This window comes from Microtetraspora niveoalba (assembly GCF_001570405.1).
Classification (GTDB): domain Bacteria; phylum Actinomycetota; class Actinomycetes; order Streptosporangiales; family Streptosporangiaceae; genus Microtetraspora; species Microtetraspora niveoalba.
Genome location: NZ_BBYM01000004.1, coordinates 1 through 26,094, shown reverse-complemented (window position 1 = coordinate 26,094; position 26,094 = coordinate 1). Strand labels below are relative to the sequence as shown.

Below are 26,094 nucleotides of genomic sequence, written 5' to 3'. Positions count from 1 at the left end.
GTGGCAGGAGGCCGCCGCCCGGTCGTCGTCCGCCGGGGCGGGCGGCTAGATTGCCGCGCATGATCAGCGAATGGGCCAGACAGGCGATCGACATCCTCGACGGGGAACGCCGGCAGATCGGCGTCACGCCGCTCCGCGAGTTCCCCCTTCCGGCCGGATGGGGCGTACGGCTGCTCATGAAGGACGAGTCGGCGCGGCCGGGCGGCCTCAAGCACCGGCTGGCGTGCGCGCTCTTCCACGACGCGATCGTCGCGGGCCGGATCGCGGAGGGCACCACGGTGGTCGAGGCCGCCGGCGGCGCGATGGCGACCGCCCAGGCGCACGTCGCCCGGCTGCTCGGCCTGCCGTACGTCGCCGTGATGCCGCGGAAGTCCTCGGGCGCGGACGTGGAGCGGCTGGGCGGGACGTGCCGGTACGTCGATCCACCGCTCGCGATCTACGACGAGGCCCGGGACCTGGCGGAGCGGATCGGGGGCCACTACGTGGACCACTACACGGCGGCCGCGACCGTGGAGTGGCGCGGCGCGAGCCTGGCCGACGAGCTGTTCGGGCAGGTCGGCGCGTGCCCGCGCTGGGTCGTGGTCGGCGCGGGGACGGGCGCCACGTCCGCCGCCGTCGGCCGGCACCTGCGCGGGAACGGCCTTCCCGGGCGCCTGGCCGTCGCCGACTCGGAGAACTCCGCCTACTTCCCGGGATGGGCCTACGGCGCGGCCGACTACGCCACCGGGATGCCGTCCCGCATCGAGGGCATCGGACGGCCCCGGATGGAGCCCGCGTTCTCCGCCGACGTGGTCGACCTCGTCGTCCCCGTGCCCGACGCCGCGAGCGTCGCCGCCGCGCGGCGCGTACGCGAGGCGACCGGGCTGGCGGTGGGCCCCGCGACCGGCGCGAACCTGTGGGCGGCACTCGAGATCGTCACCCGCGTACGCGCCGAGGGCGTGGGCGGGGACGTGGTGACCGTCATCGGCGACGCGGGCCCGCGCCACCTGCGCACCTGCCACGACGACGTCTGGGCGCGGGACCGGGGGCTGGACTGGTCTCCGCACGCGGCCCGGCTCGCCCGCGTGCTGGACGGCGACGCCTCCTGGTGACCCGCCCGACCCTGATGGACGAGAACGTCACAACCCGGCGGACGGTGGGGTGGCCTCCTGGCGACCGGCCCGCCCGATCCTGATGGGCGAGAACCTCACAACCCGGCCAGGTACGCCGAGACCGGCCCAAGGGTGAGGAGGCCGCTGCCCGCGCCGGCCAGCTCCCCCGCCGCGGGCGTGAGCGCGACGCGGGCCCGCTCCATCGTGTCCCGGTCGCCGACGGCGACGGCGGCGCGCGCCGTGAGGCACCACAGGGCCTCGGACAGCAGGTCTCGGGGCGGGTCCGGCACCTCGCGCAGCGCCGCCGCCGCGTCGTCGCGACGGCCCTCGTCCAGCAGCGCCAGCGGCCGGACCCACGGCTCGTACGGCCCCCAGTCGACGCGGTCCCCGGCCCGCAGGGGCAGCTCGCGCGTCACGCGTACGCACAGCAGCGCGAGCGGCAGCAGGCCGCGCTCCAGTCCCGGCATGCCCGCGCCCTCCAGCCCGGCTGCGGCCTCCCGGTAGGCCGCCTCCACCTCGGCGGCCGGGGCCGAGCCGGTCGCGGCGAGCCGCATGGCGGCGTACCACCGGGTGAACACGCCCACCAGCGGCCGCTCGTGGCGCTCGGCCAGGCGGTCGGCGGCGGCGGCGTGGCGGTCGGCTCCGGCGAAGTCCCCCAGGGCGGCGCGGGCCTGGAGCCGGATGAGGTGGCCGAGGATCTCGAAGGTGGCGAGGCCATGCCGTGCGGAGAGGGTGACCAGCTCGGCGCCGATCTCGTCCCGGCGCGGCGCCAGACCGGTGCGGTGGAACGTCTGCATGAACACGGCGTTGAGAGCGAACGCCAGCAGCGCGGGGTCCCCCAGACGGCGGGCGATCTCCTCCGCCTGCCCGGCCGCCTCGAGCCCGCGCGCCGACCGGGTGCCGCGCGACTCCAGGGCGATCGTGGCCAGCAGCCGCGCCCGGATCGTCTCGTGGCCGCCGGGCGGCAGGGCGGTCAGGGCACGCTCGGCGGCCGCGACCACCCGCGCCGACCGCTCCGGGTCGTCCACGCGGGTCCAGATCGCGGGCACGTCGTACGCGCCGATCACGCGGGCGGTCAGTTCCGCGTCGCCCAGCTCCTCGGCCGCCGCGATGGCCGCCACGCGGTGCTCACCGGCCGCCTCCAGACCGCCGCCGCCGCTCACCGCGAGTCCCCGCAGCAGGCCCACCGTCGACTCCAGCCGGGTCCGTGCGCCGGACGACACGGTGCGGTCGTACGCGGCGGTGGCCCGGGCCCACACCCGACCCGCCGCGTCATCGGGCCGGGAGCCGGGGACGAGGTCGAGGTGTTCGGCCTGCCGGAGGATGTCCGTCTCCAGGCCGCGCAGTGCCGGGCCGGGGTCCACGCCGAGCCGCCCGACCAGGAGCGTCCGCGCGCGGCGCAGCACCGCGAGCGCCTCCCCCTGGCGGCCGGTGCGGTACAGCGCCAGCGCCAGCAGACGCCACGCGTCCTCCCGCCACGGGTGCTCGGCCACGTGCGCGTCCAGATCCGGAACCGCCTCGGCGGCCAGCCCCAGCGCGAGCCGGGCCTCGGCCCGGCGCTCGACGGCGTGCAGCCGCAACTCCGCCAGCCGCGCGCGCTCGGCGTCGGCCCAGGGTTCGTCGGCGAACTCGGCGTACGCGGGTCCGCGCCACCACGCCAGCGCCTCCTCAAGCCGGGCGAGGGCGTCCGCGGGCGGCAGCGTCGCGGCCCCGGTCACCACCCGCCCGAAGCGCCAGGCGTCCACCGCGTCCGGCTCCGCCCGCAGCGCGTACCCGGGTCCGTCGGTGACCAGCAGCCGGGCCGGGGTACGGGGCGGGCGCCCGGGTTCCAGGGCCCGGCGCAGCGCGGCCACGAAGGTGCGGACCGCGCCCACCGCTCCCGGGGGCGGGTCCTCCCACAGGTCCTCCGTCAGGCGGGTGACCGGAACGACGCGGCCGCGGGCGACGATCAGCCGGGCCAGCACCGCACGGTGCCGCGGCCCCTTCAACGCGATCGTGTTCCCGTCCGCGTCCCAGGCCGCCACCGGCCCCAGCACCCCGAACGCGACCCGCACCTCTGCTCCTCCCCCCGGCCGTCGGACCGGTCACGCCCGTGTGCTGATCCGATGCTCATCCGCGCCCGGCAGGCTTGCCGCACCTGGCCATCCACGGAAAGAGACGGAAATCATGGCGTCGACCATCACCGGCTTCGGCCTTCAGCGCGTCCCGGTCGCCGAGGGCGTGTCCCTGAACGCGGCGGTCGCGGGCTCTGGCCCCGCGATCGTGCTGCTGCACGGCTTCCCCCAGACCCACCTGATGTGGCGGCACGTCGCCGCCGACCTGGCCACCGACCACACCGTGATCTGCCCCGACCTGCGCGGGTACGGCGCGAGCGACAAACCCGCCGAAACCGACGGCACAGCTTATGCCAAGCGCACCATGGCCGCCGACGTCGTCGCCCTGGCCCGTGCGCTGGGGCACGAGCGCTTCGCGCTGGCGGGGCACGACCGCGGCGCGCTGGTCGCCTTCCGCGCCGGCCTCGACCACCCCGAGGCGATCACGCACCTCGCCTGCCTCGACGTGCTGCCGACCCTGGACATGTGGGAGGCGCTGCACGGCGTCACCGCCGCCGTCGGCTTCCACCTCTACCTGATGGCCCAGCCTCCCGGCCTGCCCGAGCAGATGATCAACGCCGCCCCGGACGCCTTCTTCGGTCACTTCCTCGACATCTGGACCCGTGCCCCGGAGGCGCTGCCCGCCGACGTACGCGCCGCGTACCTGGACGCCTGCCGTGCGGCCGTGCCCTCGATCGTGGCCGACTACCGCGCCTCCGCCGGCGTCGACGTCGAGCACGACCGGGCAGACCGCGCCGCCGGCAACCGGCTGCGGATGCCGGTCACCGTGCTTCAGCAGGACTGGGGAGCCGCCCTCGGCTACGACGCCGACGCGTTGTGGCGGGCATGGGCGCCCGACCTGCGCCACGTCACCGTCCGCTGCGGCCATTTCATGGCCGAGGAGGCCCCCGCCGACGTCGTCGCGGCCCTTCGGGAGCTACTCGCCCGCTGAACGGCGCGGCCGGCCATCGACGGCACAGGAGATGCCGGAACCCGCACGGGGCCGGATCTCCCGGCAATCGACCGCGCAGGAAAGGGGGAACCGGGGGCCGGATCTCGTATGCCGGCAAGCGACGACACCGGAGGCGGTGGGGAACCCGCATTGGGATGATCTCCCCTGGCCGGCAAGCGCCCCTGCCGGAGACACGGGGAACCCGCACGGGGCCGGATCTCCCCCTCGCGGGGGAGGCCGGTCCCTCCCGCACGGGAGGAGCGCAGACCGCGCTGTCGGGAGCGTGGAGTCATGAACCCGCACCCGACGAACACCGACCCGACGGACCCGCACCCCACGGCCCCACACCCCGCAGCCCCGGGTGTCACAGCCCGGCACCCGCACCGGCCCTGGGTCGTCGCGGGCGGATGGGCCGCCGCCGCGCTGCTCATCGGCTACGCCGCGACCGGGGTCGCGTTCGACATCCTCTTACTGATCATGAAGGGGATCTCCCTTCTCACCGGCGACCAGGCCGACCTGGGCCTGAACCTGGAGCTGGACTGGCTTGCCAGCGGCAGCCGCATCGCGTCCCTGGTGGCGGGCACGGCCGTCGCGTTCGCCACTGTGCGCCATCGGCGGCGGTCGCTGGGCGCCTGCGCCCGATGCGGTCGCCCGGGTACCGGGAACGCCCAGGGCGGCCAGGGCGGCCAGGGCGGCGAGACCGGCGAGCTCGGACAGAGCCCGAGCACGAAGGGCTGGAGCGGCTGGGACGCCCTGGGCGGGTACACCCGCCACGCCGGATACGCCTGCGCCCTGCTCGCCGGCGCGTACGGCGTGCTGAAGGCGCAGTGGGGGCTGGGCGGCACGTTCGGCCTGGACGATCCCCACACCTTCGGCGACGACGTCCACCTGTGGACGCCCGGTCTCGGCGACACCGCCGTACTCGGCCTCATCGGCGTGGCGCTCGGGATCGGCTTCGCCCGCACCTGGACTCCCCGGTTCATCCCGCGCTGGATGCCGCTGACCGCCGCGTTCGTCGGCTCGGTGATGTCGATCTCCACCGGGCTCATCGGCACCGGCATGGCGGTCGCCTCCGGGCTCGGCCTCCTCGCCCCGCCGAACCGCGGTGACCTGGGAGGAATCTCCGCGTGGGTGTTCCAGGCCATCTATCCCGTGTTCCTCCTGTGGGGGCTGACCATGGCGGTGGCCGCGATCGGCTACCACTACCGCACCAGGGGCCGGTGCGCCACCTGCGGCCTCGCCTGACCGGCCACGCCCCCACCCCACGCCCCCACCCCGTGCCCTCGCCCCACGCCACGCCCTCGCCCTCGCCGTCACCCCACGCCCCCAGCCCACGCCCCCAGCCCACGCCCACCCGACGCCCAGGCCCGCGTTCGACTCCGGGTGCCGCCACCGGCATCGCGTCCGTCCCGCATCGCCGCACCGGTCCCGAGCGCCTCGCACCGGCGTCCCCCACCGCTGGCCAGGGGCGGTCGCGCGAGCAGGTGCCGTACGGGGAGAATCGGACGGCCCCGGCGTCCGTCTCCACGGATGCGCCCGGGGCGACCACCGCCGGACGCGCCGGGAGTGGCCATGAAAACGCTCCGCGGCCCGCGGAGCACCCCGGCGCCCCGGGAACGACGACCACGATCGGGAAACGAAGGGAGCACGCGGTGAACGCCGTCGCCGCCGCGTTGCGCAGCGCGGTCACCTACCGCCGGTGGGCCTGCCTGGTCCTCGGCGGCGCGCTGCTGATGCCGTACATGATGGCCGGCGAGGTGGTGACCGCGCTTTGGCGGAGCTCCCCGGGTGTCGGCGACCCGCTGCTCTCGGTCCAGCCGCTGATCTTCCTGGCCGTCCTGCCCCTCGTCGCCGCGTCCGGCCTGTTCCTGCCGGTACGCGTGTTCGAGATCGTGGCGGCGCGGGCGCTGCTGGGCGTCTCCGTCGAGGCGCCACCTCCCCGCGCCCGGCGCACCTGGGCGGAACGCCTGCGCACCGCCGCCTGGTTCACCGCCCATCTCGCGGTCGGCGGCGTGTCCAGCGGCCTCGCCCTGGCGCTCGTGCCCTTCGCGATCTGGGCGGCGGCGCTGCCGGTGGTGGACGGCCCCGTGCGGGTCGGCGATCTCACGATGGAGACGGGCTGGGCGGCGGCATGGGGGCCGCCGCTCGCCGTGCTGACCCTCGTGGCACTGTTCGGCGCGCTGACGGGGGCGGGGGCGCTCCTGGCCGAGCTGGCCCCCGCCCTGCTCGGCCCCTCCCCCGACGACCGGCTCGCGGCGGCCGAGGCGAACGCTCGGCGGCTGGCCGCCCGCAACCGCCTGGCCAGGGAGCTGCACGACTCGGTCGGTCACGCCCTCAGCGTCGTCACCGTCCAGGCCGCCGCCGCGGGCCGCGTCCTGGACCGGGACCCGGAGACGGCGCGGGCGGCGCTGAGGGCGATCGAGGAGTCGGCCAGGTCCGCGCTCGGCGAGTTGGACCACGTCATCGGTGTGCTGCGCGAAGGCGCGAGCCGCCGGGAGCCGGAGCCGACCCTGCGCGACCTGGATCGGCTCCTGGATTCCTCCGGCGCTCGGATCATCCGTAAAATAGGGGATCTATCCGGTGTGCCTCCGGTGGTGTCCCGTGAGGCGTACCGGATGGTTCAAGAGGCGCTCACCAACGCCCTGCGGTACGGCGCCGCCCCGATCGAGGTGTCGCTGGCCGTACGCGACGAGACCTTGGAACTGGACCTGAGGAACGCGACACGGCCCGGGCGGGCGGGACGTCCGGGGGCCGGCCGCGGTCTGGCGGGGATGCGTGAGCGGGCGGACCTGCTCGGCGGCGAGTTCGAAGCCGGACCGGCGGACGGCGGCTGGCGGGTCCGCGCCTCCCTGCCGCTGCCTTCGGCGGGAGGGTGGCGGTCATGAGCGTACGCGGCGTCATCGCCGACGAGGCCCTCGCGACTCGGCGCCGTCCGCCGACCACGCCGATCCCCCGGTTCACCGCGGATCAGAGGTAGGCGCGGACAGGACGCCCGCGCGCGCGGCGGCGACAGCGGCGTCGGCCGCGCGCTCCGCGTCGCGTTCGGTGACCGGCTCGTGCGTGATGAACAGCCGGTAGTAGATCGGAGCGACGGCCATCCTGATCACCTCGGCGCCGTCCGTGTCCGCCGCGAGCTCGCCCCGCTCCACAGCCCGCCGCACCACTTCGGCCGCCTGCTCGTGGCGGGCCACGAAGAAGTCGTGCAGGGATCGCGCGGCGTCGCCGTTCTGTACGGCCGCCGTCACGAACGCGGCGGAGATCGGCCCGGCGACGGGATCGGCGAACCCGCTCTGCACCAGCCGGACGATCTCCCTCAGATCATCCCGGAAGGAGCCGGTGTCGGGTATCGGCCACGGCTCCTCCCGCGCGAGCTCCAGCGCGTCCGCGATGAGCCCCTCCACGCTTCCCCAGCGGCGGTACACGGTCGTCTTGTGGACGCCTGAGCGGATCGCCACGTTCTCCACCGTCAGTCCGCTGTAGCCGTGTTCGGCCAGCTCGGCGATCGTCGCCTGCCGAACGGCGTCGCGTACGCGAGCGCTGCGGCCACCGGGACGTCTGTCCAAAGTCAACTCCAGTTGCGTTAGGCCCTGAAATCAGACTAGCTTAAAGCTACACAAGTTGCGATTGGAGTTCCCTCTGACCACACAGCTCTCCCTCAAGGGAGTCTCGAAGTCGTACGGCGAGCGCCGAGTCCTCAACCAGATTACCTTCAGCGTCAGCCCCGGCGAGCGCGCGGGGATCGTGGGCGAGAACGGTTCCGGCAAGTCCACGCTGCTCCGAGTGATCGCCGGGCTGGAGATGCCGGACGACGGCGAGGTGACGGTGTCGGCGGCCGGCGGCGTCGGCTACCTGGGCCAGACCCACGACCTGCCCGGCGACCACACCGTCCAACAGGCGATCGACGCCGCCCTGGCCGAGCTGCGTGCGCTCGAGCGCGGCATTCAGGAAGCCGCCGAGGCGCAGGACATGGACAGGTACGGCGAGCTGCTCACCGCCTTCGAGGCCAGGGGCGGATACGAGGCCGACGCCCGCGTGGACAAGGCGATGCACGGGCTGGGCCTGGCTCGGATCGAGCGCTCCCGCGTGCTGTCGAGCCTGTCCGGCGGCGAGCTGGCACGGCTGGGGCTGGCCTGCGTGCTGGCGGCCTCGCCGGAGATCCTGCTGCTCGACGAGCCGACCAACCACCTCGACGAGGCGGCCACGACCTGGCTGGAGGATCGGCTGCGCGAGCACAAGGGCACGGTGGTGACGGTCTCGCACGACCGGATCTTCCTGGACCGGGTGGCGACGGCGATCCTCGAGGTCGAAGGCGGCACGATGACCCGGTTCGGCGGCGGCTACACCGGATTCCTCGGCGAGAAGGCGGCGGCCCGGCTGCGCTGGGAGCAGGCCTACGCCGACTGGCAGGAGGAGGTCCGGCAGGTCAAGGAGTTCGCCGCGACCACCGCGCACCGCGTCGCCGTCGGCCGGGCCATGAAGGACAACAACAAGATGGCCTACGACCGCAACGCCGGGCGCGTGCAGAGCTCGGTGGCCTCGCGGGTACGGCAGGCCCAGGAGCGCCTGCGCCGCCTGGAGGAGAACCCGGTCCCGTGCCCGCCCAGGCCGCTGCGCTTCCGGGGCACGTTCGCTCCCGGTACGCGCACGGGCACGCTCGTCCAGCTCGGTCAGGTGCGCGTCGCGGCGGGCGACCGGCTACTGATCCACGGGCCCAACGGCGCGGGCAAGTCGACGCTGCTCGCCGCGATCGCGGCCGAGACGGGCGCGCGGGCCGGATACCTCCCGCAGGAGGTGACGTTCGATCCGGACCGGACGGTCATCGAGACCTACGGCGGGGAGGCGGCGGCGCTGACGGCGACCGGCCTGTTCCCTCCGGACGCGCTCGAGCTCAAGGTCGGCGCACTGTCGGTGGGCCAGCGGCGGCGGCTGGCGTTGGCCATGCTGCTGGCGGGCGAGCATGACCTGCTGCTGCTCGACGAGCCCACCAACCACCTCTCGCCCACCCTGGTCGAGGAGCTCGAAGAGGCGCTCGACGGCTACGGCGGCGCGCTCGTGGTGGTCACGCACGACCGGGCGCTGCGGCGCCGTTTCACCGGCATGGAAATCTCACTTTCGGGGGGCTGCGTATGTTGATCAATGGTTCTCCTTACGGCGTCGTCACCGGTCCCGACGGCGCGCTGTGGTTCACGCTCGTCCATCAGGGACAGATCGGGCGGGTCGTCCCGGGCGAGGACCCCACGATCTTCCAGCTCGACCCTGCCGACGGGCAGCCCACGGTGATCACCGTGGGGCATGACGGATCGTTGTGGTACACCGAGTTCGTGGGCGGCCGGATCGGGCGGATCACCCTGGACGGCACGATCACCGCCTTCGAGGTGGCCTCGCCGTACGGCATCGCCGCCGGCCCGGACGAAGCCATGTGGTTCACGCGGCTCCAGGGTGACCAGATCGGACGCGTCACCGCGGCGGGCGAGGTCACCCTCCACCCGCTGCCCACCGAAGGCGCGATGCCGTCGATGATCGCGGCGGGGCCTGACGGCGCGCTCTGGTTCACCCTCAACCAGGGCAACGCGATCGGCCGCATCACCGTCGACGGCGAGGTGACGCAGTACGCGCTGCCCACGCCGGGCGCCGCTCCGGTGGGCATCTGCGCCGGCCCGGACGAGGCGCTGTGGTTCGTGGAGATCGGCGCGGGACAGGTGGGCCGGATCGACACGTCCGGCGCCGTCACCGAGTTCCCGCTGCCCGATCGGTCCGCCAGGCCGCACGCCATCGTGACCGGCGGGGACGGCGCCCTCTGGTTCACCGAGTGGGGCAGCGGCAACCTCGGCCGCATCACGACGGGGGGCGAGATCGAGGAGTATCCGCTTGAGGGCGCCGAACCCCACGGGCTCACGGTCGGGCCCGACGGCGCGATCTGGGTCGCGATGGAGTCCGGCGCTCTGGTGAGAGGTTGACCGGCCGGACCGGCCGCCGATGGGCGGCCCGCCTCGGGCGTGTTCGTGCTCCATATGGGCATTGAAGGAAGGGTGCGCGTGACCGCCGACGATGTCCACCGCTGTGTCCACCGCCCGCTGCCGGAACACGCGCCGGCCTCTCCGGTGCTGCTGCCCGCCGCTCCCCTGGCCGTGTCCGGCGCGGTCGCCGACGTCTCCACGGTCGGCGACTACTTCGTGCTCGACATCGGCCGGGTCGAGGCCGGGTGGCGGCCGTTCGCCGACCTGCTCACCGATCCCGGCCTCCTGGAGGGACGGATCGCCGACGTCGCCGAGCGGCTGAACACCGCCGAGACCCGGGTGGCCGCCTCCATCCTCTTCCAGGGGCTCGCCGCCCGGCTCTGGTCACCCCCGCTCGGCGCGGCGGTCGCCCATGATCTGCTGATCGACCTCGACCCCGATCGGGTCCACTGGCGGGCCGTGACCGGTGGACCGCTTCCGCTGCGCGCCGCCCGCTTGGACGGGTGGCGGATCCGCGACCCGGCACGCGGCGCCGAGCACCTGTGCCGCACCGTGGTGACCGGGCTGCTGGAGCCGCTGGCCGCGGCGTTCCGGAGGGTCGTGAAGATCGCACCGGGCCTGCTGTGGGGCAACGCGGCCTCCGCGCTGGCGGGGACCGTCCACGCCCTCGCCCGCGTACGCCCCGGACTCGGCGGCGCGGCCGTCGCTCTGGGCCGCGAGCTGCTGGAGATGGGCCCGCTGCGAGGCACCGGGGAGCTGGCCGAGCCGGCGCCCGGCCATCCCTTCTTCGTCCGGCGCGGCTGCTGCCTGTACTACCGCCTGCCCGGCGGCGGCAAGTGCGGCGACTGCGCCCTGATCACCGCCGAGGCCCGCCGCGAGCAGTGGACCCGTGCCGTACGAGAATCCCGAGGACCCTGATGAGCCACATCGTCGTCGAGGAAGAGGGCACCGGCACCCTGCACGTGTGGGCGCTGCCCACCGACGAGCAGACCCTGCTGTCCCTGGTGAAGGACATCTTCGAGAAGTACTGGGAGCACATCTGGTTCGGTGTGATCATCCAGGGCGCCGCCTGGGAGGTCGCCGCGCCCAACGCGCCCGAGCGGATCAGCCTGTACGACGGCTATGTCACCGTCGACTTCGGCCGCTGGCACTTCCATCTGTGCATCGGCGAGCACACCGCGAGCGGCCCCGAACTCGGCCGGATCCGCCGCTGCGCCCGCGCCGAACTGTACCGCCGTGTCGGCGCCGACGGCAGCCCCACCTCCTGGGGGGTGCGTTTGTTCAACGGCAGGGACGAGCAGATGATGACCGTGATGCTGCCCAACCCGTTCCTCACCGACCGCCAGCAGGTCCTCGACCCGCCGGACTTCACCCGGCTGGCCGCCTGGGACGAGATCCGCGCCACCTACCTCGGTCTGGAGCCCGATCCGCTGGACCGCACCGGCAAGGGCTTCACGCACGGATGAGCGGGATCGTCGTCTGCCGCGGCTGCTGCTGCGGCAACAGCGGGAAGGTGGCGCGGCTCGACCACGACGCGCAGGTACGCGTGCTCGCCGAGGTCGCCGACGTCCGCGTCACCGACTGCCTGAACGTGTGCGAGCAGGCCAACGTCGTCGTCCGGCCCTCACCCGCCGGGCGGGCGGCGGGCGGCCGTCCGGTCTGGCTCGGCCTGGTCAACCAGATGGAGGCGGCCGACGACATCGCGGCGTGGATCCGCGCGGGCGGCCCCGGACTGGCCGAGCCCTCCGCGATTCTCGGCCTTCACATCTTCGAAGGACCCCGGTCGTCCGGCCGCCAGGGTCGGATCCCGAACGGGAAGGGCATCGGCGGACCATCGTGACCGCCTTTACGATGTAGATCGCGGGGGGTAATCGTCAGGTGCACCGTTCGGTGGAGACCGGGACGGTCGCCCGCCTTCGCTGCGACGGTGGGCCCTTGACCGACAACACCGCGATATCCGTCAGCGGATCGAAGACCACCACCTCGGCGTCGAAGCCTCGCCCGCCGGCGAGCGAAACCTTCACGGGAAGATCCGCTCCGGCCACGGTGTGCGCGGTCAGCATCACCTGCTCCCGGGCGAAGACGAACCCGGCTCCCGCGACATCCCGGCCGCAGGCGCGCGCGGTTCCGGTGACACGCACGAAGCTGTCGCCGGTCAGGCCTGGTCGCTGACACATCGGCCCGGACGCGTTCGGGCCGACCGCCGGAGGCCCTCTAAGGTTGAGCCGTGGCGCTGCGTGTGGTGATCGTCGACGACGAGGTCCTCATCCGTACGGGCCTGCGCGTGATCATCGAGGCCGAGCCGGACCTGGCGGTCGTCGGCGAGGCGTCGGATGGGGCCGAGGCGGTGTCCGCGGTGCGCGCGACGCGGCCCGACGTGGTGCTCATGGACGTCCGCATGCCCGCGCTGGACGGGATCCAGGCGACCCGCAGGATCCTGGCCGGTCAGGCGCCGCCCAAGGTTCTGGTGGTCACGACCTTCGAGAACGACGACTACGTCTACGAGGCGCTGCGGGCCGGGGCGAGCGGCTTCCTGCTCAAGCGCGCCCGGCCGGAGGAACTGGTGCACGCCATCCGGCTGGTGGCGTCGGGCGACTCGCTGCTCTTCCCCGCCGCGATCAGGTCGCTGGCGGCCGCGCGCGGCGCGGACCGCGCCGTGCCGGGGATCGGCCGGCTCACGGCGCGCGAGGCGGACGTGCTGCGGCTGATGGCGCGCGGCCTGTCCAACGGCGAGATCGCGGCCGAGCTGGTGGTGGGCCCGGAGACGGTCAAGACGCACGTGGGGAACGTGCTGGCCAAGCTCGACGCCCGGGACCGCACCCAGGCGGTGATCGCGGCCTACGAGTCGGGGTTCGTCTCCCCCCGCTGACGCCCCACACCGGCCGTCTCTCCCACCGACGACCACCGACGACCGCCGCCGACCACCGACGACCGCCGCCGACCACCGACGACCGCCGCCGACCTCCGACGACGCCCCCACCGGCCGTCGGCCCCGCCGAGATCGGCCCTGCCGAGATCCGCGCTGCTGAGATCCGCCGTGGCGGGTCCATGGGCCGAACTCCCGGAAGGGCCGGGTCAGATCTCCCCGCCGAGGTCGTCATCTCCGCCGGGGACGGCGGTGCGCCGCTCCGTACCGCCCTCGGACGGCGTGGGCGACTGGTCCCCCGGCCGGGGCGAGGCCGGCGTCGGCGGCGGCGTGGGGACGACGACCGGCGGCGGCAGCGGGCGGGACGGTTGCTGGTCGCCCTCCGGCCGGAACAGCAGCAACAGCATCATGACGACCATCAGCGTGACGAGCGTGGCCAGCAGCGCGGCGGCCAGGCCGACCGAACGCCTGGTCGCGACCGGCGGAGGCCCGGGCGGCGCGGGCGCCGGCAGCGCCGGGTCCCGGTCGCCCAGCCAGAACGGCACGAAGTCGGGCCCGTTCCTGTCGCCGAGCAGCATCCCCGACACCATGACCGGTTCGAGGAACCGCTCCGCCCCCACCCCGCCCGGCGCGTACGGCACGGCCACCCAGGGAGCCGGACCCCCGTCCATGGCGAGCACCGCCGGGGCGCCGCGCCGACCGGCGTGCCGTTCCGCGTCCGTGATGGCGGTGACGAACCGGTCCCTGGCGGCCGCGTCGAGGGCGGCCCCCCGGGTGAGCACGGCCACGGAGACGACCCGGCCGTCGGGGCCCTGCCCCAGGTAGACGAGACCGGCCGGGGCGGTCAGGAGACGGGCCTGCAGCACGAAGGGCCCCAGGCGGGGCGGGTCGCCGTACTGCAAAGGAGTGGCCATCCAGCTCATGAAAACACACCGGACGGTTCCGTCCGGCGACGCCGGGCACTGTCAGGGCATGGATTCTCCCACGAAGTCACGATTGAATAACGCGCATGACCGTCGCGGATGAGCGAAGTGAGCCGGATCGGGATCGGGCGGGGGGCGGCGACGTCGGGGCGCTGCGGGAGACCCTCGCCGAAGTGCGGCGCGTGATCGTCGGGCAGGACCACATGGTCGAGCGGCTGCTGGTGGCCCTGCTCGCGCGGGGCCACTGCCTGCTGGAGGGCGTCCCGGGGGTGGCCAAGACGCTGGCCGCCTCGACGCTGGCCACGGTGGTCGGCGGCACGTTCGCCCGGATCCAGTTCACCCCCGACCTCGTGCCGAGCGACATCGTGGGCACCCGCGTCTACCATCCGGGCAGCGAGCGGTTCGACGTGGAGCTCGGACCGGTCTTCGTGAACTTCCTGCTCGCCGACGAGATCAACCGCGCCCCGGCGAAGGTGCAGTCGGCGCTGCTGGAGGTGATGGCCGAGCGGCAGGTCACACTGGCGGGCCGGACGCATCCGCTGCCCCGGCCGTTCGTGGTGCTGGCGACGCAGAACCCGATCGAGTCCGAGGGGGTCTACCCGCTGCCCGAGGTGCAGCGGGACCGGTTCCTGTTCAAGGTGCGGGTGTCGCATCCGAGCGCGCACGAGGAACTGGAGATCCTCCAGCGGATGAGCGTGCGCCCGCCGACGCCCCGGCCGGTGCTCGACCCCGGACGGCTGATGCTGCTGCAGGACATGGCGGAGGAGGTGTCCGTCCACCACCTGGTCGCCGACTACGTGGTGCGGCTGGTCATGGCCACCCGCTCCCCCTCCGAGTACGGCCTGCGCGAGCTGGAGGAGACGATCGAGATCGGGGTGAGCCCGCGCGCCACGCTGGGGCTGATGGCGGCGGGCCGGGCGCTCGCCCTGCTGCGCGGGCGCGACTACCTGCTGCCCGACGACGTGCGGGACGTGGCGGTGGACGTGATGGCGCACCGGCTGATGCTCACCTTCGACGCCCTCGCCGACGACGTGGACGCGGAGGACGTGGTGCGCCGCATCCTGGCGACCGTCCCCCCGCCGGTCGTGGTGTGGAACCAGGGCACCAGGTGAGCGGGGCATGAGCGCCGCGTCCGCGGACCTCGCCCTGCGGCGGCTGGAGCTGACCGTGGTCAGGCGGCTCGACGGCCTGCTGCACGGCAACCACCAGGGCCTGATCCCCGGCCCGGGCAGCGAGCTGGGCGACACCCGCGTCTATGTCCCGGGCGAGGACGACGTACGCCGCATGGACTGGGCGGTCACCGCGCGCACGACCACCCCGCACGTCCGGGACCTGATCGCCGACCGCGAGCTGGAGACGTGGGCGGTCGTGGACCTGTCGGCGAGCATGGACTTCGGCACCGCCGACATGGAGAAGCGCGAGCTGGTGGTCGCGGCCGTGGGCGCGATCGGGTTCCTGGCCGGCCGGGTCGGCGACCGGTTCGGCGCGTACGTGCTGAACGGCGAGGAGGTCTGCCGCCACCCGGCGCGCGGGGGGCGGCCCGCCCTGTACGCGTTGCTGCACCGGCTGGCGGGCCTGCCGCGGGGCGCGGGGCCGGTGGACCTGGGCGCGGCGGTGGAGGCGCTCGCCGGGGCCCACCACAAGCGGGGCCTGCGGGTGGTCGTCTCGGACTTCCTGGACGGCCCCGAGACCTGGGAGCGGCCGCTGCGCCGCCTCGCCGCGCGCCACCAGGTGCTGGCCGTGGAGGTGATCGACCCGCGCGAGCTGGAGCTGCCCGACGTGGGGCTGGTGGCGTTCCGCGACCCGGAGACTGGCCGGACCCGGGAGGTGCACCTGTCACGCGAGGTCCGCGAGCGGTACGCCGCCGCGGCGGCGGCGCAGCGGGAGGCGACCCGGGCCGCGCTGCGCCGGAGCGGGGCGGCGCACCTGGTGCTGCGCACCGACCGGGACTGGGTGGCGGACATCGTCCAGTTCGTCCTCCGGCAGCGCCGGACCGCGCACCTGGCCCGGCGGCACCCGGCGGGAGGGCGCTGATGCTCTTCCTCTCCCCGGGCTGGCTGTGGCTGTTCGCGGCGGTCGCGCTCCTGGCCGGCGGGTACGTCGCGCTGCAGTTCGCCCGCCGCAGGTACGCGGTGCGGTTCACGAACCTGCGGCTGCTGTCGGTGGTCGTCCCGGAGCGGCCCGCCTGGCGGCGGCACGTGCCCGCGGTGGTCTTCCTGGTGATGATGAGCGTCCTGGTCCTGGCCGCCGCCCGCCCCGCCGGGAGCGTACGCGTGCCGAGGGACCGGGCCACGATCATGATCGCGGTGGACATCTCGCTGTCGATGGAGGCGCGGGACGTCCCGCCGACGCGGCTGGTCGCGGCCAAGCAGGCGGCCCAGCAGTTCGTCTCCGACCTTCCCGAGCGGTTCAACGTCGGCGTGGTGGCGTTCGCGAGGTCGGCGTCCGTGGTCATCTCCCCCACGGCCGACCACGCCGCGGTGATCACCGCGATCTCGAACCTGTCCACCCGGCCGGGCACCGCGATAGGCGAGGCCGTGTTCAACTCGCTCGACTCGATCAGGTCGTTCGACCAGCGGGCGGTGACCGATCCGCCGCCGTCGGCGATCGTGCTGCTGTCCGACGGCGACAACACCTCGGGCCGGTCGGTCAACGAGGCGATCCAGGCGAGCCTGTCCGCCAAGATCCCCGTGTCGACCATCGCGTACGGCACGCCGGAGGGCACGGTCACGATCGACAACCGGCCGGTTCAGGTCCCGGTGAACAAGGCGACGCTGCAGTCGCTCGCGGACGGCACCGGCGGCCGGGCGTACGAGGCCCAGTCGGGCAGCGAGCTGCGGGACGTCTACGCGCAGATCGGCACCTCGCTCGGTTACAAGATCGTGAACCAGGAGATCACGCAGCGGTTCATCCTCGCCGCGCTGCTGCTGGGCGCGGTGGCGGCCGGGGCGGGCATGCTGCTGGGGGCACGGCTCCCCTGACCCGTTGGTAACGTCTGTCCATGTGGCACATTACTTCGAGGAGCGTCCGCGGACGGCCAGCCGGCCGGGCACGGTCACGCTGCTCCTCCCCGACCTGCACCTGAGGCTGGAGACCGACCGCGGGGTGTTCTCCCCCGACCGGATCGACGCGGGGACCCGCGTGCTGCTGGAGAGCGTGCCACCGCCGCCCGCCGAGGGCGACCTGCTCGACCTGGGCTGCGGGTACGGCCCGATCGCGTTGACGATGGCCTCGCGGGCGCCCGGCGCGACCGTGTGGGCCGTGGACGTCAACCGCCGTTCCGTGGAGCTGTGCGCGCGCAACGCCGGGGCCGCCGGCCTTGACAAAGTAAGGTCGGTTCACGTCGACGAGGTGCCGGGCGACGTGCGTTTCCGGGCGATCTGGTCCAACCCCGCCATCCGCATCGGCAAGCAGGCCCTGCACGAGATGCTCACCCGCTGGCTGGACCGGCTCACCCCTGACGGGGTCGCCTACCTGGTCGTCCAGAAGCACCTCGGCTCCGACTCCCTGCAGACCTGGCTGAACGGGCAGGGCTGGCCCACGACCCGGGCCGCCAGCCGGTCCGCCTACCGAATCCTCAAGGTGGAAGCGCGATGAGCACCCCGAACCCGCGCAGGCAGCTCCGGCCGACCGACGTCAAGCGGCTCAACCGCACCTGGCGCCGCGCCACCGGGTCCCGCCTGGCGCTCATCCTCGAATCGGTCACCGGCCCCTTCAACGTCGGGTCCGTGTTCCGCACGGCCGCCGCGTTCGGGGTGGACACGATCTGGCTGGCCGGGAACGCCACCCCGCCGACGAACCCGAAGGCGCAGAAGACCGCGCTGGGCACCGACCGGCTGGTCGAGTGGCACCCGCCGGTGCCCGCCGCCGAGGCCGTACGCGCGGCGAAGGAGGAGGGGTACCGCGTCGTCGCGGTGGAGCTGACCGGCGACGCCGCGCCGCTGCACGAGGCGGCGCTCGGCGGCGACGTGTGCCTGGTCGTCGGCAGCGAGGACCACGGCTGCTCCCCCGCGCTGCTGGAGGCGGCCGACGGCGTCGTCTACATCCCGCAGGTGGGCCGGGTCGGGTCGCTCAACGTGTCCGTCGCCGCCGCCATCGCCCTCGCGGAGGCGCGGCGGCGGGAGTGGTCGGCGGCGGCCGTTCATCCCTGATCGGCGGATGTTCACGGAGTGCTCACTGACGATCTGGGCCTCCAACCGGCATACTCCTGGTCGTACGGGAGCTGAGTCCAAGGAGCGGTGACCAACGAATGACCCGGCGTCGCTTCGCCTTCCTCGACCACCCGGGGCCGCTCGCCTTCGCCCACCGGGGCGGGGCGGCCGAGGGGCGCGAGAACACGATGTCCGCCTTCGCGCGGGCGGTCGATCTCGGGTACACGTACCTGGAGACCGACGCGCACGCGACGGCCGACGGCGTGCTGCTCGCCTTCCACGACCACACCCTGGACCGGGTGACCGACCGCAAGGGGCGCATCTCCCAGCTCCCCTACCGGGAGGTGCGCGAGGCCCGCATCGGCGGCAGGGAGGAGATCCCCCTCCTCGAGGACCTTCTCGGCACCTGGCCGGACGTGCGGTTCAACATCGACGTGAAGGAGAGCGCCTCCATCCTGCCGCTGACCCGCGCGATCCGCCGGACCAACGCCTACGACCGGATCTGCCTGACCTCGTTCTCCGACCTGCGCCTGGCGCGGGCCCGCCGGGCGATCGGCGTCCCGGTGTGCTCCTCGCTCGGGCCGCGCGGGGTGGCCGCGCTGCGCGCCGCCGCCATGGGGTCGGAGTACGGCCGGCTGCTCGCCTCCCTGGCCCGCGCCGGGGTGCCCTGCGCGCAGGTGCCGGTCGGCGTGGGCGGGCTGCGCGTCACCACCCGGTCCCTCGTCCGCACGGCCCACGCGCTCGGCATGCAGGTGCACGTGTGGACGGTGGACGACCCGGCGACGATGCGGCGGCTGCTCGACCTCGGCGTGGATGGGATCATGACCGACAACATCACCGGCCTGCGCGACGTCCTCGACTCACGCGGCCAGTGGCACCCCCGCACCTGACATCCCGCGTCCGACACCCCCGATCCCGCGGCGCGCGCCCGGCGAGGAGGACCCCATGACCACCCCCCAGGTCATCGACGAGACCCCGAAGGCCCGCCGCCGGGAACAACGCGGCTGGTACTTCTACGACTGGGCGAACTCCGCCTTCTACACCACGATCATCTCGGTCTTCCTCGGGCCGTACCTGATCCCGGTCGCCAAGGCGGCGGCGTGCGGCAGGGACTTCCCGGGGATGCCGGTGGACGCCTGCGTGGCCGACTTCGACCGGCTGGCGACCGACCGGCTGGGCTTCGTCGACGTGCTGGGCGCCGACATCCGGCCCGCCGCGTACTTCGGGCTGACCCTCACGGTGGCGGTGCTGCTGCAGATCGTCGCGCTGCCCGTGGTGGGCGCGCTCGCCGACCACACCGGCCGCAAGAAGGAGCTGCTCGGCGGCTTCGCGTACGTCGGGGCCCTGGCCACCATGGGCCTGTACTTCGTGGAGGGCGACCGCTACCTGCTCGGCGGCGTGCTGTTCGTCGTGGCGAACCTGTCATACGGCGCGTCGGTCGTGGTCTACGACTCGTTCCTGCCGCAGATCTCCACCCCGGACGAGCGGGACCGCGTCTCCTCGCGCGGATGGGCGATCGGCTACCTGGGCGGCGGCCTGCTCCTCGCGCTCAACCTCGTCCTCTATCTCGGCCGGGACGGCCTGGGCGTGAGCGAGGGCATGGCGGTGCGGATCAGCATGATGTCGGCCGGGCTGTGGTGGGCGGTCTTCACGGTCGTGCCGCTGCTCGCCCTGCGCAACCGGCCCGTCCCCGCGCACGAGACCACCGCGCTGCGGTCGGTCGGCGGCAGCTTCCGCCAGCTCGGCCGCACGATCGGGGAGCTGCGCCGCTACCCGCGCACGCTGCTGTTCCTGGTCGCCTACCTCGTCTACAACGACGGCGTCCAGACGGTGATCGGCAACTCGGCGGCGTACGCGTCGGAGGCGCTGCGGCTGAGCAAGGACGTGCAGATCACCACGATCCTGATGGTGCAGTTCGTCGCGTTCGGCGGCGCACTCCTGCTCGGCGCGCTCGCCAGGAGGTACGGCACCAAGCGCACCATCCTCGCGAGCCTCGTCGTCTGGACGTTGATCGTGGTCGTGGCGGTGTTCCTGGAGGAGGGCGCGGCGACGCAGTTCTACGCCATGGGCTTCGCCATCGCCATCGTGCTCGGCGGCACGCAGGCCCTGTCCCGCTCGCTGTTCTCGCAGGTGATCCCGCCCGGCAGGGAGGCGGAGTACTTCAGCCTGCTGCAGATCAGCGACAGGGGGTCGGCGTTCATCGGGTCGCTGACGATCACGCTGGCGCTGCAGTTCTCCAACAGCTACCGGATCGCCATCGTCTCGCTGGTCGTCTTCTTCGTGATCGGCTTCGGGCTGCTGGTCGCCGTGAACATCCCGCGCGCCATCCGGGAGGCGGGGAACGAGGTGCCGGAGCGCATCTGAGGAACCACGCCCCGCAAAACAGGCGGTTGGATCGCGCTTCGTGTGGGAATCCCCACACGGTATCAAGCGTTGAACGCGGTGGAGACCGACCCCTCTCAGGCGGGGACCTCAGGAGGCATTAAGACATGGGCGAGCGTGCACTTCGCGGTACCCGGCTCGGCGCGACCAGCTACGAGAACGACCGCAACACCGATCTGGCTCCGCGCCAGGAGGTGTCCTACACCTGCCCCAAGGGCCATCGCACCACCGTGCCGCTTGCCGCCGAGGCCGAGATTCCGGCGAGCTGGGAGTGCCGCAGCTGCGGAGCCACCGCTCTCCGGATGGACGCCGAGCAGCCCCAGCAGAAGAAGGCGAAGCCGCCCAGGACCCACTGGGACATGCTGCTGGAGCGGCGCACCATCGAGGACCTCGAAGAGGTGCTCAACGAGCGTCTGGCGATCCTTCGGGCACAGCGGCGCAAGAGCGCGTGACGGCATAGCACGGGCAAGACGACGGACAGACATCGACCAGGGGCGACGCCCCCGGAGGGATTCCTCCGGGGGCGTCGCCGCGTTCCGGCCCCGGCGGCGAAGTTGAAAGATCAAATATTCGCTAGGCTGGGGCCATGTCCGGGACACGATGGCTGAGCGACGAGGAGCAGCGGACCTGGCGGGCCTACCTGGCGAGCACCCGGCTGCTCCAGGAGGCCCTGGAGCGCCAGCTCCAGCGCGACTCGGGCATGCCCCACGCGTACTACATGATCCTCGCCATGCTGTCCGAGGCCCCGGACCGGACGCTGACGATGACCCGGCTCGCCCGGGTCACCGGGTTCTCCGCGAGCCGGCTCTCCCACGCCATGGCCCGGCTGGAGGAGAAGGGCTGGGTCCGCCGGGTCAAGCACGGGCGGGACCGGCGCACCACCATGGCCGAGCTGACCGGCGAGGGGTTCGCGGTCCTGGAGGCGGCCGCCCCGGGCCACGTCGAGGAGGTGCGGCGCCGCCTGTTCGACCCGCTCACCCCCGAGCAGGCCCGGCGGTTCCGCGACGTCCTGGCCGCCCTCATGGACGCGTACGCGCGCGACGGGGACGAGAGCGACCTGACCGAGCCCTGAAGGGCCTCCCGGGGCCGGACGTCAGCCTGTGGGTGCCTGGATGCCCTCCAGGACCATGCTGAGGTAGCGCCTGGCGATCTCGTCGGCGGGCAGCCGGCCGCCGGGGCGGTACCAGCTCGCCGCCACCCACACGGTGTCGCGCAGGAAGCGGTGCCCCAGCGGCACGTCCAGGTCCGAGCGGAACGCGTTCTCCTTGATCCCGCGGTCGAGCAGGTCGCCCCACATGCGCTCGAACCGCTCCCAGGACTCGCGCAGGTAGGCGAAGCGCTCCCCCTCCGACAGGTGCCGCGACTCGTTCTGGTAGATCACGACGGCGGCGCGGTGCCGGTCGATGGCGCGGAAGGACTCGACGACGAGGCGCTCCATCGTCTCGCGCGCCCCCAGCCCCGCGGCGAGCACCTCGTCGTACCGGGTCCACAGGTCGTCGAGGAACGTGGTGAGGATCTCGTCGACGATCGACTCCTTGGAGTCGAAGTGGTAGTAGAGGCTGCCTCCGAGGATGCCCGCCGCGTCCGCGATCTCCCTGACGGTGGTGGCGGCGTACCCTCGCGAGGCGAACACCTCGGCCGCGGTGGCGAGCAGCTCCGTCCGCCTGCCCGCCCGCGCGTTCGCGGTGCCCTCGTCGTCACGCCGTCGTGGACTCATGTGTGCCGGCTCCCTGGATGCTCGGAGACGGGGCCGGTCCGCCCCGTCACTTCTACCACCACCAGTCTCCCGTCTTCCGCGGGTCCCTCGGCCTAGGACCTGCGTCCGATGGCGGCGCGGGCGGGTGAGGATCTACAACGGATGGCACGGGCCCGCGGGCCCTGGAGATCGTCGAACGAGCCGGGAGGCCACCATGTACGCCATCCGTTTGCACGCCTTCGGACCGGCGGAGAACCTCCGCTACGAGGAGGTCGAGGACCCCGTCCCGGCCGCCGGTCAGGTGCGGATCGCCGTACGGGCGGCCGGGGTGCACCTGGTCGACACCGTGCTGCGGGCCGGGGACTACGGCGGGGGCCCCATCCCCGTGCCGGAGCTCCCGACCGTGCCGGGCCGCGAGGTGGCCGGGGTGGTGGACGCCGTCGGCGAGGGCGCCGACCCCGGCTGGCTGGGGAAGCGGGTCGTCACCCATCTCGGCATGGCGCCCGGCGGCTACGCCGAGCTGGCCGTACGGGACGCCGCCGCGATCCACGAGTTGCCGGACGGGCTGGGGTTCGAGGCGGCGGTCGCCATGATCGGCACCGGCCGCACCACCATGGGCATCCTCGACGTGGCCGCCCTCACCGCGGACGACGTCGCGCTGGTCACCGCGGCGGCGGGCGGCATCGGCAACCTGCTCGTACAGGCCGCGCTCGCCGCCGGAGCGACCGTCGTGGGACTGGCGGGCGGCCCGGCGAAGGTCGAGCGGGTCCGCGCGCTCGGCGCCACGCACGCCGTTGACTACACCGGGCCGGGCTGGCCGCGCGCGGTGCGGGAGGCGCTCGGCGACCGCCCGGTGACGGTGGCGCTGGACGGCGTCGGCGGCGCGCCGGGACGGGACGTGCTGGAGCTGTTGGGCATCGGCGGCAGGGTGATCCTGTTCGGCTGGGCGGACGCCGCGGGCGGGCCGACCGAGATCACCACCCGGGACCTGTACGAGCGGGGCCTGACGGCGTCGGTCGCGGTCGGCCCGCGGGTGCTGAACCGGCCCGGCGGCCTGCGCGGTCTGGAGGAGCGGGCGCTGGCCGCGGCGGCGACCGGCGCGCTGGTCCCCCTGACGCAGACGTTCGCGCTCAAGGACGCCGCCGCCGCGCACGCGGCCCTGGAGAGCCGGGCCACGACGGGCAAGGTCGTCCTGACGCCCTGAATGGGCCGTGAGCGGGCCCCGAGCGGCTCAGAGGCGGCCGGCGAGGTAGCGCTCGGCCAGCTCGCAGCTCCCGTCGGTGTATCCGGCGCCGAGCTCGCGGGCCACGTCCACGGCGGAGTGGGTGCCGATCCAGGCCACCAGCAGCAGCCGCCGGAACAGGATGAAGGTCCAGATCTCGCGCTCCTCCTCCTCGGCGAGGGGGAGGACGCCGCGGTACCCCCGGAGCCAGGAGTCGATCATCTCGGGCACCCGGGGATGGTGCTCGATGAAGCTGAGCGCCGCGCCGAGGTCGTAGAGGTACCAGCCGAACCCGCAGTCGTCGAAGTCGATGACATGGGGTGTCGCGGCGCCCTCGACGAGGAGGTTGGCGAGCCGCAGGTCGGCGTGGATCAGGCCGTAGCGGTCGCTCCCCCGGCCGAACGCGGCGAGCCGCCGCCGCAGCTCCGCGTCCAGCCGGGCCAGTACGGCTCGCGCCTCACCGTGGACGCCCGCGCCGTCCTGCCAGCGCCCCCAGCGCGCCTCCCCGCCGAGGGCGGCGTCGTAGTCCCAGTGGAACCGGTGGAAGCCGGGGGGCCGCCGCCAGCCGCGGGCGTGCCGGTGCATGCGCGCGGTGAGCGCGCCGAGCCGTCCGAAGTCCTCCACCAGGCGGTCTTCGGGCGGCTCGGTGCCGGGCAGGTGCTCGAACATCACGCAGTGGCGCCGCTCTCCGCCGGGGGCGTCGAGCGTGAGGACGCGGGCGCCTCCGGCGGAGGGGATCACGCGCGGGGTGCGCACGCCCGCCTCCTCGCGCAGCGCCTCCAGCCAGTCCAGTTCGGAGGCGATCGCCCGTTCGGTGTGGTAGCCGAGGCGGTGCACGCGCAGGATGGACCGGTGGCCGGTGGCCGGGTCGTCCACCCGGTACGTCGCGTTCTCCGACACGTTGATCAGCGTGGCGGTCGCCTCCGGCGACAGGGCGTGGTGGCGCAGCGCCAGGCGGGCCACCAGGTCGGTCCGCGCCAGCACCTCCGCGCCGCCGGACAGGTCGTGTTCCCGCATGCGCCGTCCTTCTAGGGGGGCAAGGTCATCGACATTGTGGACCACGCCCCGGCTCGGGAACCGGGCGGGGAGGCGGGCCCTGGCCGGTCGACTCGGCCCGGATCGGCCCGGATCGGGCCGGGTCGGTTGGGAAACCACCCGTCGCCCGCGACGCCTACGGCTTCCGCGAGCCCGGAAACCAGCGGTCACGCACCCGCTGCGCCACCACCCGACGAAACCGCGGACGCCTCGACCCTGCTTGAGTTCGATGAGCCCGCCCAGGCCGACCGTCACTTAGTCTTCCGCTCATGCCGACACGTCTGTCACCCCGCCTCGCCGCGGTCGTGAACGCGCTTCCCCTTCAGCCGCACTCGCGTGTCCTCGAAATCGGGTGCGGGCCCGGGGCGGCCGCACGAGCGGTCGCAGCCCGGCTCACCACCGGCCACATCCTGGCCATCGACAGATCCGCCACGGCCATCGCCCAGGCCGAAGCCGCCGCGACAGACGAAATCACGTCCGGCCGCATGAGCGTCCGCCAGGTCGCGGGCGAAGACTTCGTCCTGCAGGCTGACGAAGAGCCATACGACATCGTGTTCGCCGTTCGCGTTGGAGCCCTCGACGGCCGACATCCCGAGGTCGGCCGGCGGGTGCTCCAGCGCATCGCCCTGACGACCACGGCGGAGGCCCGGCTCTTCATCGACGGTGGCGATCCGCTTCGTGAACTCCTCATCCCGCGCGCCTGAGCCGACCGGCTCGCTGCGTTGGAGCTTCAACCCATCGAGGTCAGAAGACCGGGGCGGCGGGGTCGCCGCCAACGACTCGACCGATCACCCGATCCGTCCGGCGACCACAACTCGGCCCCGGGCCGATCCGCGTAGGGGATGAAAGACCCCAGATCGGACAGATAATACTTTCCTGGTAAATTAGATGCTAAGCTGTTATATATGCGGAAGGGGAAAGATCTTGACATGTCCGGGCGGTCGCGATCCGGCGGCCGCGTCCGGCCGCTTCCGCTGAAGGGCGTCCTGCGCCTGCGGCCGTACGGGGACATCTGGCACAAGCCGGCGCTCAGCGTCGTGATCGCGACGGCCGTCCCCAGCCTGGTGCTGCTCCTCCTCGGCCGCCTCGACCTCGCGATCTACACCTCCGCCGGCTCCCTGTGCGCGCTCTACTGCCACGGCCTGCCGTACGCCGCGCGGGCCAGGACGCTGCCCTGGGTCGTGGCCGGGATGCTGGGGGGCGCCGGCCTGGCGCTGGTCACCGCGTCGCTCACCGACTCGACGCTCATCCGGGTGGCCGTCGCCGCGCTGATCGCCGCCGTCCACCGGATCCTCTGCGACGCGGCCCGTATCGGCCCGCCCGGCAACGTCGTCCTCACATTCGTCGCCGCGACCTGCGCGTTCGTCCCGCAGCGCCTCGGCGACATCCCCGGGCACCTGGCCGTCGGGCTCGGCGCGGGCGTGGTGGCGCTGCTGGTCTGCCTGGCCCCCGCGCTCGTGCGGCCGCACGGTCCGGAGCGCGTCGCCGTCGCCCGCGCGCTGGAGGCCGCGGCCCTGCTGCGCTCGGGCGTACGGGAGGAGGGGCACGCGCGGGCGGCCGCCCGGCACGACACGGCCGCCGCGGTCAACGCCGCCTGGCACACCCTCCTGCTGCTGCGGCCCAGGTCGGCCGCCGGTCTGCGGTCGCGGGCCGCGCTCGAACGGCTGGTGGAGCACGCCGAGGCCGCGCTCGCGGGCAACCGTCCCGACCCGGCCGAGGCCGGGCG

At 73.7% G+C, this 26,094-nt stretch carries 28 protein-coding genes; 22 read left to right on the top strand and 6 right to left on the bottom strand.

The window, feature by feature from the left end; all coding sequences use genetic code 11:
* The first annotated feature begins 59 nt into the window (after window positions 1-59).
* Entirely contained in the window at window positions 60-1,091 is a 1,032-nt protein-coding gene (locus AWQ70_RS02955; protein ID WP_067169840.1) for a pyridoxal-phosphate dependent enzyme, read from the top strand.
* Window positions 1,092-1,186: 95 nt separating this feature from the next.
* Here AWQ70_RS02955 and AWQ70_RS02950 read toward each other — a convergent pair whose 3' ends face one another.
* The gene (locus AWQ70_RS02950) at window positions 1,187-3,145 is read right to left on the bottom strand and encodes an AfsR/SARP family transcriptional regulator (protein ID WP_067169837.1); all 1,959 of its coding nucleotides are present in this window, start codon (window positions 3,143-3,145) and stop codon (window positions 1,187-1,189) included.
* Window positions 3,146-3,257: 112 nt separating this feature from the next.
* Between AWQ70_RS02950 and AWQ70_RS02945 the strand changes: the two genes are divergently transcribed.
* The 3 genes from AWQ70_RS02945 (at window position 3,258) to AWQ70_RS02935 (ending at window position 7,021) form a co-directional block, all read left to right on the top strand.
* Window positions 3,258-4,136 carry an alpha/beta fold hydrolase gene (locus AWQ70_RS02945; protein ID WP_067169834.1) on the top strand — a complete coding sequence of 293 codons (879 nt, stop codon included), beginning with the start codon at window positions 3,258-3,260 and terminating at the stop codon, window positions 4,134-4,136.
* A 291-nt stretch (window positions 4,137-4,427) separates the two neighbouring features.
* Window positions 4,428-5,381 carry a hypothetical protein gene (locus tag AWQ70_RS02940; RefSeq protein WP_067169831.1) on the top strand — a complete coding sequence of 318 codons (954 nt, stop codon included), beginning with the start codon at window positions 4,428-4,430 and terminating at the stop codon, window positions 5,379-5,381.
* A gap of 407 nt (window positions 5,382-5,788) precedes the next feature.
* Window positions 5,789-7,021: a sensor histidine kinase gene (locus AWQ70_RS02935; protein WP_067169828.1), complete on the top strand. Its 1,233-nt coding sequence runs from the start codon at window positions 5,789-5,791 to the stop codon at window positions 7,019-7,021.
* Window positions 7,022-7,093: 72 nt separating this feature from the next.
* On the opposite strand, the gene AWQ70_RS02930 is transcribed toward AWQ70_RS02935, so the two are convergent.
* Window positions 7,094-7,699: a TetR/AcrR family transcriptional regulator gene (locus tag AWQ70_RS02930; protein WP_245646685.1), complete on the bottom strand. Its 606-nt coding sequence runs from the start codon at window positions 7,697-7,699 to the stop codon at window positions 7,094-7,096.
* Between the two features lie 73 nt (window positions 7,700-7,772).
* On the opposite strand from AWQ70_RS02930, the gene AWQ70_RS02925 reads away from it, so the two are divergent.
* The 5 genes from AWQ70_RS02925 (at window position 7,773) to AWQ70_RS02905 (ending at window position 11,933) form a co-directional block, all read left to right on the top strand.
* Window positions 7,773-9,269, top strand: a complete 1,497-nt coding sequence (locus AWQ70_RS02925) for an ABC-F family ATP-binding cassette domain-containing protein (protein WP_067170596.1) — start codon at window positions 7,773-7,775, stop codon at window positions 9,267-9,269.
* A complete protein-coding gene (locus AWQ70_RS02920) occupies window positions 9,263-10,093 on the top strand; it encodes a Vgb family protein (RefSeq protein WP_067169821.1) in 831 nt (276 codons plus the stop codon). Before AWQ70_RS02925 ends, AWQ70_RS02920 begins: the two co-directional genes overlap by 7 nt.
* Window positions 10,094-10,171: 78 nt before the next feature.
* Complete coding sequence (locus AWQ70_RS02915; RefSeq protein ID WP_245646682.1) at window positions 10,172-11,011, top strand: (2Fe-2S)-binding protein; 840 nt, start codon at window positions 10,172-10,174, stop codon at window positions 11,009-11,011.
* Window positions 11,011-11,559, top strand: a complete 549-nt coding sequence (locus AWQ70_RS02910) for a DUF7676 family protein (RefSeq protein ID WP_067169819.1) — start codon at window positions 11,011-11,013, stop codon at window positions 11,557-11,559. The genes AWQ70_RS02915 and AWQ70_RS02910 overlap by 1 nt, the downstream gene beginning before the upstream one ends.
* Complete coding sequence (locus AWQ70_RS02905; protein ID WP_067169817.1) at window positions 11,556-11,933, top strand: hypothetical protein; 378 nt, start codon at window positions 11,556-11,558, stop codon at window positions 11,931-11,933. Before AWQ70_RS02910 ends, AWQ70_RS02905 begins: the two co-directional genes overlap by 4 nt.
* 34 nt (window positions 11,934-11,967) lie before the next feature.
* Here the strand turns inward: AWQ70_RS02905 and AWQ70_RS02900 are convergent, their stop codons facing one another.
* On the bottom strand, window positions 11,968-12,270 hold the full coding sequence (locus AWQ70_RS02900; protein ID WP_157529860.1) for a trypsin-like peptidase domain-containing protein: 303 nt from the start codon (window positions 12,268-12,270) through the stop codon (window positions 11,968-11,970).
* A 50-nt stretch (window positions 12,271-12,320) separates the two neighbouring features.
* Here AWQ70_RS02900 and AWQ70_RS02895 point away from each other — a divergent pair, with 50 nt between their 5' ends.
* Complete coding sequence (locus tag AWQ70_RS02895) at window positions 12,321-12,962, top strand: response regulator transcription factor (RefSeq protein ID WP_067169813.1); 642 nt, start codon at window positions 12,321-12,323, stop codon at window positions 12,960-12,962.
* 206 nt (window positions 12,963-13,168) lie between these two features.
* On the opposite strand, the gene AWQ70_RS02890 is transcribed toward AWQ70_RS02895, so the two are convergent.
* A complete protein-coding gene (locus tag AWQ70_RS02890) occupies window positions 13,169-13,873 on the bottom strand; it encodes a hypothetical protein (protein WP_245646679.1) in 705 nt (234 codons plus the stop codon).
* Between the two features lie 95 nt (window positions 13,874-13,968).
* Between AWQ70_RS02890 and AWQ70_RS02885 the strand changes: the two genes are divergently transcribed.
* The 9 genes from AWQ70_RS02885 to AWQ70_RS02845 all read left to right on the top strand — a co-directional run bounded on the left by AWQ70_RS02885 (window position 13,969) and on the right by AWQ70_RS02845 (window position 21,487).
* Window positions 13,969-14,994 carry an AAA family ATPase gene (locus tag AWQ70_RS02885; RefSeq protein WP_067169807.1) on the top strand — a complete coding sequence of 342 codons (1,026 nt, stop codon included), beginning with the start codon at window positions 13,969-13,971 and terminating at the stop codon, window positions 14,992-14,994.
* Between the two features lie 7 nt (window positions 14,995-15,001).
* Window positions 15,002-15,916, top strand: a complete 915-nt coding sequence (locus AWQ70_RS02880; protein ID WP_067169803.1) for a DUF58 domain-containing protein — start codon at window positions 15,002-15,004, stop codon at window positions 15,914-15,916.
* Window positions 15,916-16,863: a VWA domain-containing protein gene (locus AWQ70_RS02875; RefSeq protein WP_067169802.1), complete on the top strand. Its 948-nt coding sequence runs from the start codon at window positions 15,916-15,918 to the stop codon at window positions 16,861-16,863. The genes AWQ70_RS02880 and AWQ70_RS02875 overlap by 1 nt, the downstream gene beginning before the upstream one ends.
* A 22-nt stretch (window positions 16,864-16,885) precedes the next feature.
* Window positions 16,886-17,479 carry a class I SAM-dependent methyltransferase gene (locus AWQ70_RS02870; RefSeq protein ID WP_067169800.1) on the top strand — a complete coding sequence of 198 codons (594 nt, stop codon included), beginning with the start codon at window positions 16,886-16,888 and terminating at the stop codon, window positions 17,477-17,479.
* Complete coding sequence (locus AWQ70_RS02865) at window positions 17,476-18,033, top strand: TrmH family RNA methyltransferase (protein ID WP_067169794.1); 558 nt, start codon at window positions 17,476-17,478, stop codon at window positions 18,031-18,033. Before AWQ70_RS02870 ends, AWQ70_RS02865 begins: the two co-directional genes overlap by 4 nt.
* Window positions 18,034-18,131: 98 nt before the next feature.
* Window positions 18,132-18,923, top strand: coding sequence for a glycerophosphodiester phosphodiesterase family protein (locus tag AWQ70_RS02860; RefSeq protein WP_067169792.1), 792 nt, complete (start codon window positions 18,132-18,134; stop codon window positions 18,921-18,923).
* 55 nt (window positions 18,924-18,978) lie between these two features.
* Window positions 18,979-20,397 carry an MFS transporter gene (locus tag AWQ70_RS02855; protein WP_067169790.1) on the top strand — a complete coding sequence of 473 codons (1,419 nt, stop codon included), beginning with the start codon at window positions 18,979-18,981 and terminating at the stop codon, window positions 20,395-20,397.
* Window positions 20,398-20,522: 125 nt separating this feature from the next.
* Window positions 20,523-20,867, top strand: coding sequence for an RNA polymerase-binding protein RbpA (locus AWQ70_RS02850; protein ID WP_061254757.1), 345 nt, complete (start codon window positions 20,523-20,525; stop codon window positions 20,865-20,867).
* Window positions 20,868-21,001: 134 nt separating this feature from the next.
* Window positions 21,002-21,487, top strand: a complete 486-nt coding sequence (locus AWQ70_RS02845; RefSeq protein WP_067169787.1) for a MarR family winged helix-turn-helix transcriptional regulator — start codon at window positions 21,002-21,004, stop codon at window positions 21,485-21,487.
* A gap of 21 nt (window positions 21,488-21,508) precedes the next feature.
* On the opposite strand, the gene AWQ70_RS02840 is transcribed toward AWQ70_RS02845, so the two are convergent.
* Window positions 21,509-22,132: a TetR/AcrR family transcriptional regulator gene (locus AWQ70_RS02840; RefSeq protein WP_067169784.1), complete on the bottom strand. Its 624-nt coding sequence runs from the start codon at window positions 22,130-22,132 to the stop codon at window positions 21,509-21,511.
* Window positions 22,133-22,325: 193 nt separating this feature from the next.
* On the opposite strand from AWQ70_RS02840, the gene AWQ70_RS02835 reads away from it, so the two are divergent.
* Entirely contained in the window at window positions 22,326-23,315 is a 990-nt protein-coding gene (locus tag AWQ70_RS02835; RefSeq protein WP_067169775.1) for a zinc-binding dehydrogenase, read from the top strand.
* A 27-nt stretch (window positions 23,316-23,342) separates the two neighbouring features.
* Here the strand turns inward: AWQ70_RS02835 and AWQ70_RS02830 are convergent, their stop codons facing one another.
* Window positions 23,343-24,350, bottom strand: coding sequence for a phosphotransferase enzyme family protein (locus AWQ70_RS02830; RefSeq protein WP_067169773.1), 1,008 nt, complete (start codon window positions 24,348-24,350; stop codon window positions 23,343-23,345).
* 287 nt (window positions 24,351-24,637) lie between these two features.
* Here AWQ70_RS02830 and AWQ70_RS02825 point away from each other — a divergent pair, with 287 nt between their 5' ends.
* Window positions 24,638-25,072, top strand: coding sequence for a methyltransferase domain-containing protein (locus tag AWQ70_RS02825; RefSeq protein WP_067169771.1), 435 nt, complete (start codon window positions 24,638-24,640; stop codon window positions 25,070-25,072).
* 225 nt (window positions 25,073-25,297) lie between these two features.
* Window positions 25,298-26,094, top strand: a 797-nt coding sequence (locus AWQ70_RS02820; protein WP_505794137.1) for a phosphatidylglycerol lysyltransferase domain-containing protein, incomplete at its 3' end; no start/stop codon positions are given.

Bases quoted from the DNA above. Each gene is read 5' to 3' on its own strand.
- AWQ70_RS02955 (WP_067169840.1), top strand. From the start codon at position 60: ATGATCAGCGAATGGGCCAGACAGGCGATCGACATCCTCGACGGGGAA.
- AWQ70_RS02945 (WP_067169834.1), top strand. From the start codon at position 3,258: ATGGCGTCGACCATCACCGGCTTCGGCCTTCAGCGCGTCCCGGTCGCC.
- AWQ70_RS02940 (WP_067169831.1), top strand. From the start codon at position 4,428: ATGAACCCGCACCCGACGAACACCGACCCGACGGACCCGCACCCCACG.
- AWQ70_RS02920 (WP_067169821.1), top strand. From the start codon at position 9,263: ATGTTGATCAATGGTTCTCCTTACGGCGTCGTCACCGGTCCCGACGGC.
- AWQ70_RS02910 (WP_067169819.1), top strand. From the start codon at position 11,011: ATGAGCCACATCGTCGTCGAGGAAGAGGGCACCGGCACCCTGCACGTG.
- AWQ70_RS02905 (WP_067169817.1), top strand. From the start codon at position 11,556: ATGAGCGGGATCGTCGTCTGCCGCGGCTGCTGCTGCGGCAACAGCGGG.
- AWQ70_RS02900 (WP_157529860.1), bottom strand. From the start codon at position 12,270: ATGTGTCAGCGACCAGGCCTGACCGGCGACAGCTTCGTGCGTGTCACC.
- AWQ70_RS02890 (WP_245646679.1), bottom strand. From the start codon at position 13,873: ATGGCCACTCCTTTGCAGTACGGCGACCCGCCCCGCCTGGGGCCCTTC.
- AWQ70_RS02885 (WP_067169807.1), top strand. From the start codon at position 13,969: ATGACCGTCGCGGATGAGCGAAGTGAGCCGGATCGGGATCGGGCGGGG.
- AWQ70_RS02880 (WP_067169803.1), top strand. From the start codon at position 15,002: ATGAGCGCCGCGTCCGCGGACCTCGCCCTGCGGCGGCTGGAGCTGACC.
- AWQ70_RS02875 (WP_067169802.1), top strand. From the start codon at position 15,916: ATGCTCTTCCTCTCCCCGGGCTGGCTGTGGCTGTTCGCGGCGGTCGCG.
- AWQ70_RS02865 (WP_067169794.1), top strand. From the start codon at position 17,476: ATGAGCACCCCGAACCCGCGCAGGCAGCTCCGGCCGACCGACGTCAAG.
- AWQ70_RS02860 (WP_067169792.1), top strand. From the start codon at position 18,132: ATGACCCGGCGTCGCTTCGCCTTCCTCGACCACCCGGGGCCGCTCGCC.
- AWQ70_RS02855 (WP_067169790.1), top strand. From the start codon at position 18,979: ATGACCACCCCCCAGGTCATCGACGAGACCCCGAAGGCCCGCCGCCGG.
- AWQ70_RS02850 (WP_061254757.1), top strand. From the start codon at position 20,523: ATGGGCGAGCGTGCACTTCGCGGTACCCGGCTCGGCGCGACCAGCTAC.
- AWQ70_RS02845 (WP_067169787.1), top strand. From the start codon at position 21,002: ATGTCCGGGACACGATGGCTGAGCGACGAGGAGCAGCGGACCTGGCGG.
- AWQ70_RS02840 (WP_067169784.1), bottom strand. From the start codon at position 22,132: ATGAGTCCACGACGGCGTGACGACGAGGGCACCGCGAACGCGCGGGCG.
- AWQ70_RS02835 (WP_067169775.1), top strand. From the start codon at position 22,326: ATGTACGCCATCCGTTTGCACGCCTTCGGACCGGCGGAGAACCTCCGC.
- AWQ70_RS02830 (WP_067169773.1), bottom strand. From the start codon at position 24,350: ATGCGGGAACACGACCTGTCCGGCGGCGCGGAGGTGCTGGCGCGGACC.
- AWQ70_RS02825 (WP_067169771.1), top strand. From the start codon at position 24,638: ATGCCGACACGTCTGTCACCCCGCCTCGCCGCGGTCGTGAACGCGCTT.